This is a genomic window from Arenibacter latericius DSM 15913 (genome assembly GCF_000424985.1).
GTDB classification, from domain to species: domain Bacteria; phylum Bacteroidota; class Bacteroidia; order Flavobacteriales; family Flavobacteriaceae; genus Arenibacter; species Arenibacter latericius.
The window spans coordinates 153,321-172,807 of the sequence record NZ_AUKX01000003.1 but is presented as its reverse complement, the minus strand read 5'-3'; the positions used below and the strand labels follow the sequence as shown (position 1 = coordinate 172,807).

The window sequence follows — 19,487 nt, the reverse complement described above, 5'->3', positions numbered from 1 at the left end:
TAAATTAAAAACCAAAATGGATTCGCTTCTAAAAATCAATATGGAAACGAATCCTTAATTTCCCAAAAAATAATTATTACAAGAGATGACAACACTATTTTCAACCAATAAAAAGATAAATGGCTACGGCTTATTTTTAGTTTTTGCACTTCTGTTTAGCAGTTGTTCAGAAAAGGAACAAAAAAATCAAAATCCTGTTATTGCTCATAGAGGTGCATGGAAAACCCAAGAGCTCCCGCAGAACTCTATTGCTTCCTTAAAAGAGGCTATATCACTAAATTGTTTTGGTACCGAATTCGATGTTCATATTACCAAAGACAATGTTCCGGTAGTAAACCACGATAGGGACTTTTTAGGAATCGACATTGAAACTTCTACCTATGAGGAGCTTTTAGCTAAAGAGCTACCAAATGGAGAAAAAATTCCGACTTTAAAAGCTTACCTAGAAGAAGGCTTAAAGCAAAAGAATACCAAATTAATCTTAGAAATTAAATCGGCCCCTTCAGGAAAAGAAAAAACCCTAAAGCTAGCGGAATTGGCGGTAGAGATGGTGCATGAATTAAATGGGCAGTCAATGGTAGAATATATCTGCTTTGATTACGATGCGGGTAAATTGGTAAGCCAATTAGACCCTAAAGCAGAGATAGCCTACTTAAATGGAGATAAAACTCCGGCGGAAATTAAAGAAGTAGGCTATACAGGTATCGACTACAATCACAAGGTGTATAAAAACAATCCCACTTGGATAAAAGAAGCCCAGGAATTAGGTTTAAAGGTTAACGTATGGACCGTAAATAAGGAAGAGGATATGAAATACTTTTTAGAGCAAAAGGTAGATTTTATCACTACTGACGAACCTGAACTTCTTTTTAATGTCCTTAATAAAAAATAACAGCTTCTTATAAGCGTACCAAAACTTAAATTCATAAGATATTTTTATATAAAAACCATTAATAGTTAGAGAATCTTAGCCTCACCATATGACCAAGTGTAGTTTTCTTAAAAGTATAGGGATTCCCATTATTGTTATTCTATTTCTTGCGAGCTGTGGAAGTCAGTTAGATAAAATACAAGAACCTACTGTTGTAGGCACTCCTCCTTACAATGCATTTATTGGACTGACCCGTTTAGACAATGGTGAGATTCGTCATTACAACTATGGCGAAGGTAATAAAGAGGGCAAATCATTTTACATCCGAAGTCAAGACAATGGATTTACATGGGATACCGTACAGGTAGAAAACAAGTGGATAGGTGCCGATGTTAAAAGCCCATTAACCGGAGAATACGTCCGCTTAGAAACAGGTGAAAATGGTGTGTTGGCACTTCGCTCTAATGGAGGCATCGATGGGGATTGGACAAAAACCCAGGTTTATGAAGCTAAAGAAGAGGAAGGTAGCTATATTATGTTGAAGCCCCCCGTGTTTATCCGGCAAGGCAAACGAATTTTGGTAGGTGCCCATAGCACGGCTCGTTTCGGGTGTGGTGTCTTTTATTCTGATGACGATGGATTAAGTTGGAAACGCTCCCAATTTGTACAATCGCCCCCACACCAGGCTGGAGGCGTTCACAAAGGACAGCGATGGAACCATGGTGCCGTGGAACCCACAGTCATTGAATTAAATGACGGTAGAATATGGATGTTGGCCCGTACTGCTCAAGACCAACATTACGAGAGTTTTTCCGAAGACGGAGGGGAGACGTGGAGCCCATTAAAACCATCCTCATTTTATGGTACCATCACCATGCCCACTATGAAACGATTGAAGGATGGTCAATTGCTTTTTATCTGGAACAACACTACCCCCTTACCCGAAAAAGAAGGTGTTAATGGCGTTTGGGAAGACGTTTTTACCAATCGCGATGTACTGCATGCTGCCATCTCTGAAGATGACGGTAAGACGTGGACGGGTTTCCGTGAGCTTTTCCTCAATCCAAATAGGAACGACCCTAATTTTGGGGTAGCCGATCAAAGTTTAAGCTTGGATATGAGTGTACACCAAAATCAATCTGTGGAATTACCGGGTGGTAAAGCACTAGTTTCCCTAGGACAACACCGAGACCATAGAAAGATGTTGATATTTGATCCGGAGTGGTTAAAAGAAACTACACGAGAAGACGATTTTACCAACGGATTGGATAACTGGACCACCTTTCTTTATCAAAAAGGAATCATTGGGCATTGTGCCTATAATAGAGAGGAAGGAGCCCTGTTGGTAGAAGATCCAACAGAAACTAGCAAGCAAGTGCTTAAAATTGTGAGAAAGGATAGCGAAGACCTAGAAATAGCAAACCAAGGTGCAGTATGGAATTTTCCAGCTTTGCAAAAAGGACGGTTCAGCACATCGGTCTATATCCCCGAAGGAAGTCAAGGAGGAAGGATAAGTCTTAGTGACCGCTGGTTTAATGCTTCTGACACTACAGCCTATAAATTTGCCATGTACAACTATCCATTAGACGGATTGCAAGAAAATAAATGGCACATCCTCTATTTCAAGTACGACCTTGGCAATGAGAATAAAAACTGCGTTGTAACGGATGAAAATGGAAAGGAAATAGCATCCTTACCCCTAAACCGAGAAAGTATCCACGGTCTTAGTTATGTACATTTTATTTCAACTGCAAAACAAGAAGATAAACAGGGCTTTTTAGTAGGACCTGTTAGGAGTGGTCCTAAATAGATGGAGGATTAGCTTAAATAAATCATCGGATTTTGATATAATAAACTAATGTAAAAGGTTAAAAGAAAGCTTTTTCTTATACATTATTTAATGCTTACAGAATAAATGTAATAATTTAATTACAGGTAAATATCAATTTACCAAGATATTAGCAGGAAAAACAATATTAAAATTTATAGGTTTAAAAATTGCATTGCATTCTAGCAATTTTAAAACATGAGTAAAAAAAATAAAAGAGATATAACAATTAACATTAATTAAAATTTCCAATCTAGAATATTTAAAACATCATCATAAGAATCTATTAACCAATAAAATTATAATACAAATGAGATAAAGTAATTTCTAGGATAAAAAACCACAAAAAAGCTAGCAAATGCCAGAAACATTTTCTAGTGAAATCAGATTAGTTAAAAAATAAATAACAAGAACTATATTTTAATGTATGAAAAATTATAATGATTATGTAAATCGTATAGGGATTCCCTTGCGATTTAAACACAAAAGAAAGCTTTCAATTTTGGTATTGCTTTCTATTATCTTTCAAATTCAAGCAAATTCGTTTTCTCGTCCTATAGTTTTAACATTAAACTTAACAGATGATATTAATATAAAAGATCAGCCAATACAATCCAAAGTTTCGGGTACGGTGACCGACAGTAAAGGAGAACCTATTGCTTTTGCCAATGTATTGGTTAAAAGTTCTACAGTAGGAACAGTTACCAATGAATTTGGTTACTATGAAATAATGGCCCAAGATGATGCTACACTTATTTTTAGCAGTATGGGGTATAAAGAAAAGGAAGTACAAATAAAGGGCAAAGATACCGTAGATGTCATTTTAGAGGACGATGTAGAGACCTTAGATGAAGTTGTTGTCTCGGTTGGATACAACGCTATAGAAAGAAAACATCTTGCATCCTCTATTGCTGTGATGGACATGGACAAAATTAGCTCTAGACCTATTGTTAAGCTAAATGAAGCTTTTAGCGGAACTATACCTGGAGTAACTCGTATGCAAGGAAATAATTTACCTGGAAGCTCTGGAAGTGAGATATCCATTAGAGGATTAAGTACGTTACAAAATGCGTCACCATTAGTAATAGTGGATGGTATGGAGCAATCGTTAACCGATATTGATCCTAATCAAGTAGAAAGCATTAGCGTTTTAAAAGATGCTGCAGCAGCCTCAATGTATGGTTCAAGAGGTGCTAATGGGGTAATTATAATAGAAACCAATCGCGGTGCCACAGGCGAATTTAGGGCAGAAGTACACACATGGCTTTCTGCTCAAGACCCTATAGATACTCCCAATTTGGTAAGTTCAGCTGACTATATGCGTTTAAACAATGAAGCTAGACAGATGCAGGGTCAATCTTTATTGTATACAGATGATGATATAATGAGATCTCAGAATGGAGAATTGCCAAACGTAAATTGGTTTGATGTAGTAATGAGACAACGAGCACACTCCTATAATACCTCTGCAAATATTTCTGGAGGTGGAGGTGTAGGTACTTTTAATCTTATGCTAGGGCATATTAAAGAAAATGGATTAAATGTAAATGAAGGTACTGAAAAGTTTAGCGCTAGATTCAACACCAACATTAACATGGGTGATAAATTTGTCTTATTGGCCGATTTTTATGCTCACAGATTGCAAGTAGACCGTCTATATATGAACGATGACGGTCATGGATTGTACCAAAGAGCCTGGTGGATGAATCCTACACAGGATGTGTTTTACGAGTCAGAATTAAAAGACCATTATATGTTGCATAATAATAACATGAACCCTTTAGCCCGTATAATGGAAGGAGGACTAAGAAACAACCTTCATGATAGGAGCACCATTAACCTAAGACCACGTTATTACATCAATGATAAATTACATATCGCAGCCAATGTATCTTATATGATGAACAAATCTGCAGGAAAGCACAAGCGTGAAACCTTTAAGTTTTATGATGGTGACGGAATACCTGTAGAAACATGGGGACATACCGTAGGTTCTTCACAAGGTGTTAGTGAAAGTCAGATTACTGCGCGTGCACTTCTAAATTATGAGACTCAATTAAGAAACAATAAGGATCAAATCTATTTGGTTCTTGGAACTGAAGCAATGAACTACACCTATTCAGATTATAGGGAAATATCTAAATCTTCATTCTTTACAAAATTAAACTACTCCATCGAAAATAAATACCTTTTGGAAGGTACTATTAGAGCAGATGGTAGTAGTAAGTTTGCACCCGGAAACAGATGGGGTGTATTTCCTTCCGGATCAATTGGATGGAATATGCATAACGAACAGTTTATGTCTTCCTTAAAAAACCAAGGAATAGTAAATAACTTAAAGCTTCGTGCTTCTTATGGTAAAATCGGAAATGAAAATGTTAGCCCCTACTTATGGGAAGAAATTGTTAATAGATGGGGTTGGACCATGAGGGTTCCTAACCTTTCTTTTACCTGGGAAAAACAAAAGCAGATCAATTTAGGATTTGATCTTACCTTAATGGACAACAGATTAGATATCTCCTTCGACACTTATAAGAAAGATTCGTACGATTTAATTTATTCCAATTTTCCAGTGCCTCCACTAACTGGTTCTCATTCTTTAGAATCTTCAGTAAACATTGGGGAGGTTCAAAACAAAGGATGGGAAGCATCAGCTAAGTGGTCCGATAAAATTGGGGATTTTTCCTATAGTGTAGAAGGAATGGTGTTTGACAACAAAAATAAAGTACTAAAAGCAGGTTATACCCAAAATGACACCTTAATTTTTAAAGGGAATAACGATAAGATTTGGTACCGGGGGATTGCGGTTGACAATTACTATGGCTACCAAAGTGATGGGTATTATCAAACACAAGCAGAAGTGGATGCCACAGAGGCTAAGCTACCTAACACCTTACCTGGTGATATAAAATATGTGGATCAAAATGGTGATGGAATTATCAATGACGAAGATAAGATTAATCTAGGCGATCCTTTCCCACACATGAATTATTCTATCAATATAAACATGAGATATAAGAATTGGGACTTTTCCATGTTAGGTCAAGGCGTAGGTAAACGATTGGGGAGGTTGAACGGAATGGAAGGATATCCAGTGTTGGTAGACGGTTCAAGCAATAGCCTAGGAACCCCAAGACAGGAGTATATGGATAACCGCTGGACACCAGAAACTCCCAATAGCAGATTTCCACGCGTATGGACCGGTTCTAGCCCAAATGCCGTATTAAGTGATGTTTGGCTAAGCAATGCTGCATTTTTTAGATTTAAATCTATTCAATTGGGGTATACCATTCCAAAATTGGGTAATAGTATTCGAAATATAAGAATATATGTAAATGCACAAGATGCTATTACCTTCACCAAGTGGGAAGGCCTAGAGCCAGAAAGAAATGGAGGTAATGGGAATTATCCTAAAATGGCGACCTATACTTTAGGTGCCAAATTAACTATATTTTAATTATTGAATATGAATCAAATGAAAAATATAATATATGTTATCGTGCTCTTCACCTTGTTTTCCTGTGAAGATTATCTAGATAAGACAGACCCCAATGCTACTACCTTTGTAGAGTTTTTTAACGATGAAGGTGATTTAAGCAGGGTAGTATACAGTAGCTATAGAGATGTTTTCACCAATAATGGTAGCCATCAAACCAATTTCTACCTTAAAGATGGGAAATCGGATAATGCCTATAGTCGAATTCAAAGTCATTATCACCAAAATGTTGGGAATGGGAACTTCAACAGTTCAAGTAGGGATTTCCTATTTTATTATGAACTACATATGAAACATCTTGGGCGTTTAAACACCTTTATCGCTAATGTTGATGTTCCTTACGTGGAAGATGAATCTGTTAGGCAACGCTATAAAAGTATCTTAGAAGCCTTGCGTTTCTGGCACTATTTTGAATTAACCTTTAGATGGGGAGATGTCCCATTCACATTAGAACCTGCCGATTTAGATACAGCAAGACAACCAGCCACGCCAAAAGAAGAAATTCTAGATTATCTGTTTTCAAACTATGAGAACATAGCTGACAGATTGCCAAAGCAAGAATATGCTACAGATAAGTATATGTTTAATCACTATTCCTTTAAGGCTTTGGTAATGCGTTACGCGCTATATAACAAAAGGTATGCTTTGGCAGCAAAATTGGCTAAGGAGATAATGGATAGTCAAAACTATGAACTTCATCCAGTGTACGCCGATTTATTTAACTATAATGCTTCCTCTAATAATAACGAGTTTATAATGCATTATAATAGAGAGAGTTATAACGGAAGCACATATACTTTTAGAGACTTAGGACCCCACTTTAGAACTGGAAACGGACAATCTTATGTAGTGCCCTTAAAATCCTTGGTAGATTCCTATTGGACCTTACAAGGAGAAACAATAGAAAACAGCACCCTACATTCTAAGAGGGAATACGAATTAAATCCCAGTCTAAATAGAGATCCTCGTTATGCAGCAAGTATTATGGGACACGGCGATATATTTTATGGTGAGGAAATTGATATTTTCAATGAAAATAATCCAATGTACTACGAAAAAGAGAGGGCAAGCTCCTCAGGATATTGGTTTAAAAAATTCGTTGACGAAGCTGATGCTTTTAAAGGTAGTGGTAATATGGAGTATGGATTATTACGCTATGCAGAAGTTCTCCTTACTTACGCCGAAGCCAAAATTATGCTTAATGAGGTTGATGGTTTAGCGAAATCAGCTATAAATGATGTTAGAAGAAGGGCTGGTTTAGATATGGATTATGCGGATGTCACCCTACCAAGCTATGGGGCATATACCAATGAGCAATGGATAGAACTTATTAGAAATGAACGAAGAGTGGAATTGGCTGGAGAAGGTTTAAGATACGATGATATTATTCGCTGGGAAATTGCGGATAAAGTATTGAATAAACCTGCGCTTGGCCATACAATGGAAGTAAACGGAGAACTTCAATCGATTAAAATAGAAGATAGATCGTTTAAACCCAATAACTACCTTTGGCCATTTCATGAGAACACGTTAAGGGTAAACCCTGGAATAAAGCAAAATCCAGGCTACTAATCTGCTGGATTTAAGGGAGTGGTTAAATCCACTCCCTTTTTTAGTAATTAATATATCAAATTAGACAAACCCATTTTTAATCAACAGACAAGTAGATGATATTATTTTATCTTATATATCTGGTAGATTAATAGATGGATTAACCATTTAAAATTAAACCTTCATGACAAAAAGTATAAGTCCGGTTTTATTATCCCTTACCCTTATATTAATCTTATTGGTAGGATGTAATTCCGAAAAGAAAGGAGATGAAAGTAATGAAGATGGAAAATTACCAAACACAACAGTTAATACTACCATTAGGGCCATATCCTACAATATTCATCATTGTAACCCGCCTAGTTTAAAGGACACCATAGACATGGATGCCATTGTAAAAACAATAGAAGCACAAAATCCAGATATAGTAGCCTTGCAAGAGGTAGATGTAGATACAGAGCGTTCAGGGAAAGGTAATCAAGCGGAAATGATCGCTAAAAAATTGGATATGCATTACTTCTTTGCCAAAGCAATAGATTATGGTGGCGGAGAGTACGGGGTAGCAATCTTATCTAAATTTCCCCTACTAGAAACGACAGTTCATGAATTACCTACTAAAGGAAATGAAGAGGATCGGGTATTGGCAACTGCTAAAATAGAGATTGCCCCAGACACCTATATTCTATTTGGAAACACGCATTTAAATTCATCTAAATCATCAGAAAACAGAATTCTTCAGATGAAAGAGATTGTGAATATAACGAATGAGGTAAAAGATATGGATGTTATTGTAGCCGGAGATTTTAATGCTACTCCAGATTCTGAGGTGATTAAAATTGCCGAAGCTAACTTCACTAATACCTGTGGAGAGTGTAAGCCAACATTTCCGGCTACCGAGCCTACCAAAATAATAGATTATATAGTTTATAAAGCCAATAATACCAACATAACAATAGAAAATTCCGACGTTATTATCGATTCCTATTCCTCGGACCACAGACCTGTTTTGGCGGACATAAAATTTTCTAAATAATTTATTTTTTGTTAGTTTGTTAATCGAAAAACTAGTGGAGATAACTTCTCTGCTAGTTTTTTGTTATATAATATTGGCACTTAAACTAATCTGCAATATAAATTTATGCTCTACCTGTTCCAAGCCTAACATTACACCTCAATAGCAGGCTATAAGATTCTATTTATTATTTTACCAGTTACGGACACCACAAGAATATCTGTGAATATCAAAATTAGCATTCAGTAGTTCTCACTGGCATAGACATCACATTCTTAAGGTTAACCTAAACAATAAATAAATACGATTGTTTTAAATGATTTTGAATGAGCGTACCAAAAATCTAATTATAAAAAAGGGTGCCTATAAAATATAAACACCCTTTTTTTCATTAATTTAAAATTTCTAAATAATCGGATTAATTTTCTAAAGTAGGATTAAAAGTTCCGCCCCATCCAATATTTTGTTCAAGTTTATTATTTCGATCTAAAATTTCTTGTTGTATTGGAAAGAAATAATAAGTCTCAGGAACAGAGTTTACTTTAACTCCACTGAAAGGCACTTGAAGCACGCTATATTTAAAATCAGATTCTACCAATTCATAATTGTCCGCTTTATTACGGGCCTCCCCTATAGGCATTTCAGTCCCATCCGGTTTAATTGCAATGGCTTCCACACCTGATTTAGTCGTATTATCTAAACGATCTAACATTCTAAGTCTACGTAAATCCCAAAAGCGATGTCCTTCAAAACTGAATTCGATATTTCGCTCGTGCAATATAGCCTCTCTCATCTCCTCCTGATTAGTTGCACTAATCCCATAATTCCCATCTACTCCAGGTTCAATTCCAGCACGCTTCCTTATAACTTTAAGAATTTCCATTGCCTCGTTTAATCTTCCTGTTTCGTTTGCTGTTTCGGCGTAATTAATCATGACCTCAGCAAAGCGCATTAAAACGTAATCAACATCGTATTGCTCAACTTCAGCCTGAGTATAACTGAGTTTTGATGCTTTCAACACAAAAAACCCACTATATCGATCAAGGTTTGTAGAGTTTACTGCAGCTTGGGGATTAACTCCAAAGTCATCTAGCTCGTGGGCTATTCCCAAGGCAGTATACTGGCGTTTACCCGATTTGCCCGAAACTTCATATAATTTTCCGTTCCAAACAATTGATTTATCAAATCTAGGATCCCTATCAGACCAATAATCCATTAAAAACTCTTCATCTGTTTTAAAGTAACTACTGCTAGGATCATTATACATTTTCCCATCCAACATTGGAAATTCCTTTACAAACTCCCATGTAGGGGTTACCGATGCCGGTCCACGGCTCTCCGAACCAGGACGTGCACCTACATCCCAATTGGCTGTTTTGTTAGGGTAGGTATTAATAACTGCAAAAACTACCTCTGGTCCTCTTTCTTCCAGAAAAATATCACTATAATCATCTGTTAAGGCATACCCTTGGTAAGATAATTGGTCATATGCCTGTTTATTTATTGTATAAGCATCTTCCCAATAACTGTTGGACCATGGATTGCTAGGGTTAAACTGTGGAGATGCTTTGTATAACGCTACTTTAGCCTTAAATGCTAATGCAAAATTTCCATCTATTTTCCCATACTCATTTGAATTCGGACCAATACGTTCAGGTAGTAATGCAATTGCCCTATCTAAATCTTCAACTAAATATTGAAAACTTTCCTTTGTTGAATTTCTCGCCACATGGAGATCGTCGTTATATCTATCCTGAGGTACTTTGATATATGGAATCCCACCGTGATATTTAATCATATCGAAATAAATATAAGCTCTCATAAAATAGGCCTGTCCCAAAATTTGATCTTTCATATCTTGAGGTAAAGTCCCTTCTTGAACATCAACTATTGCTTGATTTATTAATCTAATACGATCATAATCCCAGTTCTTGAAATTACCATTGGTAACTGTAATCATATCCGGATAAAACCTTATTCCCGTTAATTGCTGGGAATAACTATCCTGACCAATACTCCAATTACCGAATATAGGATAAAGATTGGCCATATACGCATTAGCCAAATTCTCATCATTCCATATTTGCTCGGGATCGTAATTATTAATATCTTCAATATCTAGAACATCCTCACAACTAACAAAATAGAATGAGCTTATCATTAGCATAACCAAAGAGGCTATGAAACTTATTTTAGATTTCATCTGTTTAATCTTCATATCTTAATCTTATTTAAAAGTTTAAATTAAGTCCAAGCGTAAATGATTTCATCAACGGGTAAGAATCATACTCCTTCTGTTCAGGATCATGGAATTCCTTCAACTCTGATATTGCAAAAAGGTTGGTTCCATTGAAAAACACTTGGGCATGGTTAATATTAATAAGTGAAGTCCACGCTTTAGGTAAATTGTAACCTACATTAAGATTTTTCAATCTTAAATATGCACCATTTCTAATCCAGAATGAGGATGCACCTGTTCCAGATTCATACCAGTTTTTTCCAATAGGACGAGGATATTTTGCATCTGGATTATCCGGAGTCCAAACATCTTTTGCCCAGATTGGATAATATGGCCTAATAGAACCACCATGTTGACGCATTCCAGGCCCTTCTTTATTGGAAACAATCCTATCGTACATACCCACACCTTGAAAGTGTGTGTTTACAACAAAGCCTTTATACTCAAGATTAAAACCAAACCCGTAATTGATACGTGGCGCGGCATTATCGGAGAGTACTTGCATATCATTACCATCTATTTTACCATCAGGCCCCTCCGAGTATCCGTCACCACGAATATCCTCAAACAGTAGACCTCCCAGATAAGGATCTCTACCATATTGTTTAAATCCAGAAGCCAATAACCCATCTAGTTCTTCTTGAGTCCTAACCATTCCCACATGCTTCAATCCAATTATTCTATTGGAAGGCTGTCCAATTTTGCTTTCCCAGGCACGTGATCCCCCTTCTTGGAAAGAGGCACCTTCATCCAATATGTCCCACTTATCCTTTGCATACCCTATATTGGCATTAATAGAATATGACAACTCGTTTTCTAGGAGCACATCACGCCAAATAACAGAAAATTCTGCACCTTTCCACGATCTCGCAGCATAATTCTCGGGTGCAAGATCCTGTCCATAATTGTCTGGAAGTGTTACGAGTCGTGACCCTAAAATATCTTCCTCTTTTTTATAAAAAATATCGAATATACCAACCAACCGATTTCTCAGGACAGCAATATCAAAACCAGAATTATAGGTGGTGGAGGTAGCCCAAGTTAGATAAGGGTTTGGCGTTACACCTGGCGCAATACTTCTATATAAATTATTGCCGAAAATATATGAGCCAGCATTCTGATAAACCTGCCTATATCCAAATGCACGTATATTCCTATTATTTACGTCCAAATCGTTCCCAGTAGTTCCATAGGACATCCTTATTTTCAGGTCATCCAACCAACTGTCATATTTACTCATAAAATTTTCATTATTCAGGCGCCAAGCCAAAGACATGGATGGGAAAAACCCCCACCGTTTGTTCTTTGGAAACAAGGTGTTTCCATCATATCGAAAAGAAAATTCCGCAATATAACGCTGATCGTAGTTATAATTGAATCGACCAATTGCTGACTGCCTCGCACCTATTTGTTCCCAGCCATCACCATACCTTCGTTCAGAATCCGTAGAATATACAAACATCTGATCATAATTGGTAACAGGATCCTCTGCCTTGGCAAATGCTCCATAACCTCCATTTTCACCTTGTTCCAATACCAGCATACCACTCACATCATTCTTACCGAACGACTTTAAATAATTTATTTGCCAGTTTAACTGATAACTCCATAGTGTATTTATATCATAGCTCAGAAACTCTTGATTTTGTGAAAATGTAAACGTATTCGTCTTATCTGGGTCTGGTGCTGCTGGAATAAACCTATTGCCATCAGGATCAGCCTGATTAAATACATAGTTCTTCTGGAAGGTTAAGTACTTTTTTCTCATATAATCAGACCCTAAATAGTTTCCTGAAATTTTGGTAGAGAGTCCTGGAACCAGCTTTCCTAAATCAACATCTATAGAAAGGATAGAATTCACCTCTCTTTTCCTTGTCTTTATATATCGATCTCCAACTACTTGATCAATAACACTCCATGCCAACCAGCTCCCCATTGGGGTTTGCACTGGATAATCAGTTACATAATCAGCTGGTGTTCCATCGGCAGTGGTGTAAAAAGGATAGACCTTTGGCCAATTGAATGTTACCCGATATAAATCAGACACATCATAGTCATCATCTGGGGAAAACGGCCAATAAAAACGACTGTGATTACGTTGGTTGGCAGATACATTAAGATTTAATTTAATATCATCAGTAATTTGTGCCGTGACGTTGGACCGCAAATTCACTTTATCGTACTCCAAATTCTTATACGACCCTTTCTCACCATGATAACTCGCAAGAGAATAATAGGTGATTTTTTCGTTTCCACCACTAACGCTTAAAGAGTGTTTATTGCTTTGTGGCTTTGTCCAAATAAAATCATTCACGTTATAGCTAAGATCCTTGAAATAATCAAATTCCTCAGGGCCGTTCGGAATTGGAGTCCCCATATATTCTGCTACTCGATTTTGGTATATCAGCTCATCAATTGCTGTAGTTTGATCTGACAATAGCTCTTGCGTTGGGGATGATGTAGTAAAAGACCCTTGATAACTAAAAGTGGGTCGTTGCTTAACACCTTGTTTTGTTGTAACCAACACTACTCCATTTCCTGCTCTACTTCCATAAATAGATGCGGAAGCTGCATCTTTAAGGAAGCTCAGCTGATCAACTTCACTGGAATTTAAGGCATCAAATGCCTCCTTATCCCTAACGATTCCATCGATTACATAGAGTGGTTCTCCAAAAGCTCCTCTTATACGAATATCGGAACTAGCACCCGTTAACCCAGAAGTACCGGCTATAACAACTCCCGGAGCTCTTCCTGCCAAAGAATTAGAAAGATTTGCATTTGAGATATTGTTTATCTCCTCTACTTTAACAGTGGTAATTGCTCCTGTTATATTCGCTTTTTTCTGAACTCCATAACCAACCACTACTACCTCGTCTAGGCCCGCAGCATCTTCAGCCATTTGTATAGCAATAGTTGATTGGCCTGTAAGTGTTATTTCCTGTGTTGCAAAGCCTAAATACGATATTACTAGAATTCCTTCGGAATTTTGTATTTCTAAAACAAAATTTCCATCAAAATCGGATTGGGTGCCATTAGTAGTACCTTTTTCTACCACACTGGCGCCAGGCAATGGATTTCCATCAGCGTCCGTAATAACTCCCGATATCTGGAATTGGGCATAAAAATTGTCACTTTTTGCTGTGTTCCTTGCATTCAACATATTATCAGTTATTCCAGGGATGCTATTAGCCTGAGCTCCCAACATAAAAATAAACCACAGCAATGAGGTTAGTTTAAGATTTAAATCAATCATTGGGATTTTACGATATAGAAAAACCCTCTGAAAAAGATTGTTCATAGTTTGGTTAGTTTAAATTGTTTCAAAAATATTTTCTTCACTTACAATATTTAAATCGGAGTACTTTCCTTAAACATTATTCCGATCTTATGTTCTGGACATTCATTTATATCAGTTTCACTTCATATATTTATCTTTTTAGTTATTAAATATCTCACTCCCATAGTAATTTTATTGTATTAAAAATTAATGAGATTTTAATTATTTAATTTTCACACATGTATACATTTACTCATTAAAATTAAATCGCAGAAAACTTCTCGAATCAATTTAGAGCCAAACCTTCAACTTACCATTAATATGAAAAACCAGCTATAGACAGAAATGATATAACCTTTTGATAAGATTGCATCATTCCTACATTACCTCCTACATGTAAATCCGTTCATGACTAACAATCACTTACGAATTAAGATTTATTATTTCACTTATTTACCAATCGACTAATATAAACAAATTAGAATATGAAATAAATCAAAATTTATAAAAATATTATGAAATAAGTTTTATTTGTTAGAAGTTACATATTATTTATATCATCAACGGATATAAAAAAATTAATTGCCTGAATTACAATGAATTACATAGCTTATAATTTAACAGCAGTAACGCTTAACTTATATTAAATTAAATGAAGGTAATCGAAAGAGCCATCAAATTTATTATCTAGGTAAAGTTATAAGGTATAATTTAATTATAAAATCATAAAACTAATTTTTACGCTATATTTATAAGACTTTTCCTACCTTTTGTTATAGCTATGATATTTATGGTAGCTACCTCTAACCAATAACGCGATAACAAGAAAAACTATAATCTATTCAATACTTTTTAAAATATTAAATAGTCACCAAAACAATCAAGAATTCGCATTCACACTATTTAGTCTACTTTATTTTAGAAAACCAATAATTATTTCTTTGCATTTTTAATTCGGCATAGTTCAGTAATCACTGAATTTATATTTATTGAACCAATACTAAAATAACCATCAACCCAACCACTACGTATATTGGTTTTCTTTTTAAAGCTATAAAATAAAACAGTTGAGAAAACCTGCTAAGAGCAGGTCATAATTAGATTGTGGATTCAATATTGGTATGACCCAACTTTAGGTTGAAATATTTAAAACAGAGCCAAAATTAGAATAGCACAGTAACTATTTTATTTAAATGATTTCCTCGTTTTAGACATGTAATACGTTATTACCCCAGACACAACAAATAGCAAACCGATGGCACTTTCCTTTGGTTTTTCAAATAGCATATACCCCAATATCCAGATACTAAAAAGCACAAATGCAATTTGAAGAAAAGGTTTAAAGGGGCTCTTAAAAGCACCTTCCCTACCCTTAATCCAAAATATAGATGCAACCGTTAATGTTCCCATGAGTTGTAATACAAAACTTGCATACAACAAGACCTGTTCAAAAGTACCTGTTAATGTGAGTACGATACTTATTGCGGCTTGTAACCATAAAGCCCTAACGGGAATTCCACTCTTATTTTTCACCGCCAATTTTGTCCATAAAGAATGGTCTTTAGACATGGCATAAGTAATTCTTGAACCTATCCACAAATAGCCACTTACTGTAGCTATCAGCTGAATTGCGATTAAATAACTCACCCAATTGCCACCTTGAGTCCCAAATAAGTTCTTAAAAGCAATAAACGCAATTTCTACTTTGCCAGACATCTGATCAACGGATGCATGCTTTAAGAATACAATCTGCATCAATACATAGAGAACGGTTACTAAGGCAGTCCCAATGATCAAGGCCTTAGGCAGATTTCGCCTAGGGTCATTAATTTCATCTACGATATAGGCTGCTGAGTTCCAACCCGTATAGGCATAAGTAACATATAATAAGGAAACAGCAAAACCGGGAAGCAATATCTCGCCTTGCCATGTATTACTTAAATCTATTGCCGTTTCTTGAACTGGCACATAGCTAAATCCAAGAATTATCAGAATCAAAACAAACCCCAACTTAATAAGGGTAGTAAAATTTTGAAATTTCCCACTTTGCCCTACGCTTATAGAGTGAACCGCGGTCAAAATCAAAATTACCATTACCCCAAACCAATCATTGAATATGGATGGATTTATTGGATTAAGATAGCTCTTCATTGCCATTACAGAAATGGCAATGGGAGCTGTAAAACCTACCGTTAAGGATATCCAAGCATATACGTACCCAACCAATGGATGCATAAGTTTGGAAAGAAAGATATAATCCCCACCAGAATCATCAAAATTAGTCCCTAGCTCTGCATAGGTAAATGCTCCTATTAAGGCAAAGACACCACCCAACACCCAAATCAACACAATACTCCACGTATTCTGAATATCCGCAAGCTGGTATCCTAAACTGGTAAAGACTCCGGTTCCAATCATATTGGAAATAACCAAAGCTGCAGCTGTTTTCCACCCTATTTTATGTTTTATCTTCATTTACTCAAAAACCTTATTAAACAAAAAATAGAGGGACGCTGTTTTAGGCTATTTTCCATCAATCGTTATTAAACCTTATCAGTTATCTATAACTTATAATTTAATCTCGCGAAATAAAATGCTCCTGTGGTTCCCATTTGTACAGGTGCGTATTTAAACACCCCAAAATAACTATTCTCCATTATTTGTTTATCAGGATAAACATCTAACAAATTATTTACCCCTGCAACCAAAGAAAGCTTATCATTTAAATTATAAGTGGCACTTAAATCAGTGGTTATTTTTGCATCATGCACTTGATCACCTCCAAAAGGGGCTTCATTACGGATAACTTCTCCCCAATAGGTATTTCGTAACATTAAACCTAGCTTGTCACCGGAAAAGTCGATAGTAAATATCCCTTTATCCTTGGGGTTATTAGTCTCAATAAGACTTCTTTCTTTAGCACCAAAATACACCTCTTCCTGACCAATAAAAGTAGTTGGTATGTTTTTTATCCCATCCTCCACTTCATTTTCATTATGGTTGTACAGAAGGGAGAAGTTCAGGCTATTTACTCCTAATGGCACTCTATAGTTCATCACTAAGTCCACCCCTGTAGTTTTAGTATTTACTGCATTGGTGAAAAACCTTGCAGATGACACATTAAACGGTTTAAAGATTGCTTGTAACGCTGGAACAGGATCACCAAAAGGATCATTTCCTAAATCGCCAGTATAAATAATCCTATCATCGATGTCTACTTTATAAGCGTCTAAGGTGATCTGAAAGTTATTGGTTACCCTAGCTGTAAAACCGACACTAATACTCGTAGACGTTTCTTCCTTCAACTCAGGGATACCTAAAGATTCAGCAACACTACTATCATTTCTGAATGTACCTCTTTTAATTAAATTACCATCTACAATATCAACGGTAATATTATTAAAATACTGCTGGTGTAAGGATGGCGCACGGAAACCTGTACCAAACGCACCCCTAAGCGCAAAATCATCTGAAAGTTTATATCTAGCGGCTACCTTACCATTTATAGTATTTCCAAAATCGCTATAATCTTCGAACCTACCTGCAACTGCCATTAAAAATTTATCAGTAAAATTAGCTTCTAGGTCAGCATACAGACCAACAGAGGTTCTCCCCTCGTTAACTTCATTATCAGGAGCAAATCCAGGAAAAGAATTGGCGCCATCACCTATATAAGAATTTTCTTCCCCTGCATTAATCTGATAGTTTTCATATCTAAATTCTGCTCCGAAAGCCATCCCCAAACCACTCATAATGTCTTCATTAAACTTAGAGAAATCTAGATTACTTGTGTTCTGAAGAAAAGAATGTCCACCAGCTCTAAAAGACGTTGGACTATCGGCCCCAAGCAAATCATTAACGGTATTAGAAACCGTATAATTAAATTCGTTTATACCTACTGTATTACTCAAGTCAAAGTTCCAAGTGCCTAATTGTGTTTTAAAACCTGTTATCATAGAATGATCCGTAACACTAGTTCCCAACTCCGGTTGAAACCCATTGGGGAATATTTCTAATACATGGCCTTCAGACGGTAGTCTTCTAAAACCAAATCCCTGACCCGTTCTAAAATTAGCACCTCCTGCCGCATAAAATTTTCCATAATCCCCTGTAGGCAATTCTAGGTTTAAAAAGAACTGTGAATTTGATATAGCAGCATCACCAATCTGGAAATTAAAGTCGTCCCTTGTTAAACCTGCAGCAGCAATCAACTCATCATCTCTTTTTCTGGCTTCATCACTCCCGAAGTAGGCGAAATAATTGCCTAAATCCGATTGATCATATATAATTAGATCATGATTCTGTGTTCTTGTAGTTTTTCCCCTATCGTTATATTCAGCGGTAAGATTAATAAAGCCCCCTTTATCTCCAATTTCAGCTCCATAATTAAAGTTGAAATTGTAAGTTTCCCCATCACCTTCAGAGGTAATTCCATAGGTTGCTCCTACTTCTACACCACTATTTTTTTTAAGAATAATATTAATCACACCAGCTATAGCATCCGAACCATATTGCGCTGCGGCACCGTCTCTAAGCACCTCTATCCTATCTATTGCTGAAGAAGGAATAGAAGACAAGTCTGTACCTACTGTACCATTCCCTACCGTTCCTTGATTATTTAGCAATGAAGTAGTATGCCTTCTTTTACCATTAATCAGTACCAGTACCTGATCTGGACCTAATCCCCTTAGGGAAGCTGGATCTACATGTTCGGATCCATCAGAAGAAGACTGCCTGTTTGAGTTGAAGGAAGGAACAATGTTGGTAAGCAGGTCATTTGCCGTAGTTTGAGCAGTGGTAAGCTTTATATTGGCAACGTCAACCACATCAACCGCCACCGGGGTAGATAGTTTTGTTTGTCTAGGGTTTCTACTTCCGACTAATATTACCTCGGAAAGTGCCTCGGCTCCTTCCTGCATAATAATATTCATATTAGCCTTAGCTGTTAGCTTTTGAGTTGTATACCCCAAAGTGGAAAATATCAATGTAGGATTAACCAAATCGGACGTAATGGAAAACATCCCATCAAAATCCGAAGTGGTGCCGATGGTGGTTCCCTCAATAACAATATTTACTCCGCCTAAAGGATGGTTATCCGAATCTACTATTTTTCCGGAAAAAATGTTTTGGGCAGACATAGATAGCGCAAAACTCATGGTTAACAATAATAGGAACTGCTTCATTTATATTAATTTAAATAAGTATTCGTTTTA

Annotated in this window: 9 protein-coding genes; 5 read left to right on the top strand and 4 right to left on the bottom strand. The window is 36.3% G+C overall.

Annotation, left to right across the window (positions count from 1 at the left end; all coding sequences use genetic code 11):
- The first annotated feature begins 85 nt into the window (after positions 1–85).
- The 5 genes from H344_RS0102415 to H344_RS19595 all read left to right on the top strand — a co-directional run bounded on the left by H344_RS0102415 (position 86) and on the right by H344_RS19595 (position 8,779).
- The gene (locus H344_RS0102415) at positions 86–892 is read left to right on the top strand and encodes a glycerophosphodiester phosphodiesterase (RefSeq protein WP_051254034.1); all 807 of its coding nucleotides are present in this window, start codon (positions 86–88) and stop codon (positions 890–892) included.
- Positions 893–980: 88 nt separating this feature from the next.
- Positions 981–2,681, top strand: coding sequence for a sialidase family protein (locus H344_RS0102410; protein WP_051254030.1), 1,701 nt, complete (start codon positions 981–983; stop codon positions 2,679–2,681).
- A gap of 445 nt (positions 2,682–3,126) precedes the next feature.
- A complete protein-coding gene (locus H344_RS0102405; RefSeq protein WP_084148721.1) occupies positions 3,127–6,156 on the top strand; it encodes a SusC/RagA family TonB-linked outer membrane protein in 3,030 nt (1,009 codons plus the stop codon).
- 18 nt (positions 6,157–6,174) lie between these two features.
- Positions 6,175–7,767, top strand: coding sequence for a RagB/SusD family nutrient uptake outer membrane protein (locus tag H344_RS0102400; protein WP_026808823.1), 1,593 nt, complete (start codon positions 6,175–6,177; stop codon positions 7,765–7,767).
- A gap of 163 nt (positions 7,768–7,930) precedes the next feature.
- Complete coding sequence (locus H344_RS19595) at positions 7,931–8,779, top strand: endonuclease/exonuclease/phosphatase family protein (protein ID WP_051254027.1); 849 nt, start codon at positions 7,931–7,933, stop codon at positions 8,777–8,779.
- A gap of 397 nt (positions 8,780–9,176) precedes the next feature.
- Here H344_RS19595 and H344_RS0102390 read toward each other — a convergent pair whose 3' ends face one another.
- From H344_RS0102390 to H344_RS0102375, 4 genes are all read right to left on the bottom strand, one after another.
- Entirely contained in the window at positions 9,177–10,976 is a 1,800-nt protein-coding gene (locus H344_RS0102390; RefSeq protein WP_026808822.1) for a RagB/SusD family nutrient uptake outer membrane protein, read from the bottom strand.
- A 13-nt stretch (positions 10,977–10,989) separates the two neighbouring features.
- Complete coding sequence (locus H344_RS0102385; protein WP_205667107.1) at positions 10,990–14,295, bottom strand: SusC/RagA family TonB-linked outer membrane protein; 3,306 nt, start codon at positions 14,293–14,295, stop codon at positions 10,990–10,992.
- 1,164 nt (positions 14,296–15,459) lie between these two features.
- Complete coding sequence (locus tag H344_RS0102380; RefSeq protein WP_026808820.1) at positions 15,460–16,749, bottom strand: APC family permease; 1,290 nt, start codon at positions 16,747–16,749, stop codon at positions 15,460–15,462.
- Between the two features lie 86 nt (positions 16,750–16,835).
- Positions 16,836–19,457: a TonB-dependent receptor gene (locus H344_RS0102375; protein WP_026808819.1), complete on the bottom strand. Its 2,622-nt coding sequence runs from the start codon at positions 19,455–19,457 to the stop codon at positions 16,836–16,838.
- Between the last annotated feature and the right edge of the window lie 30 nt (positions 19,458–19,487).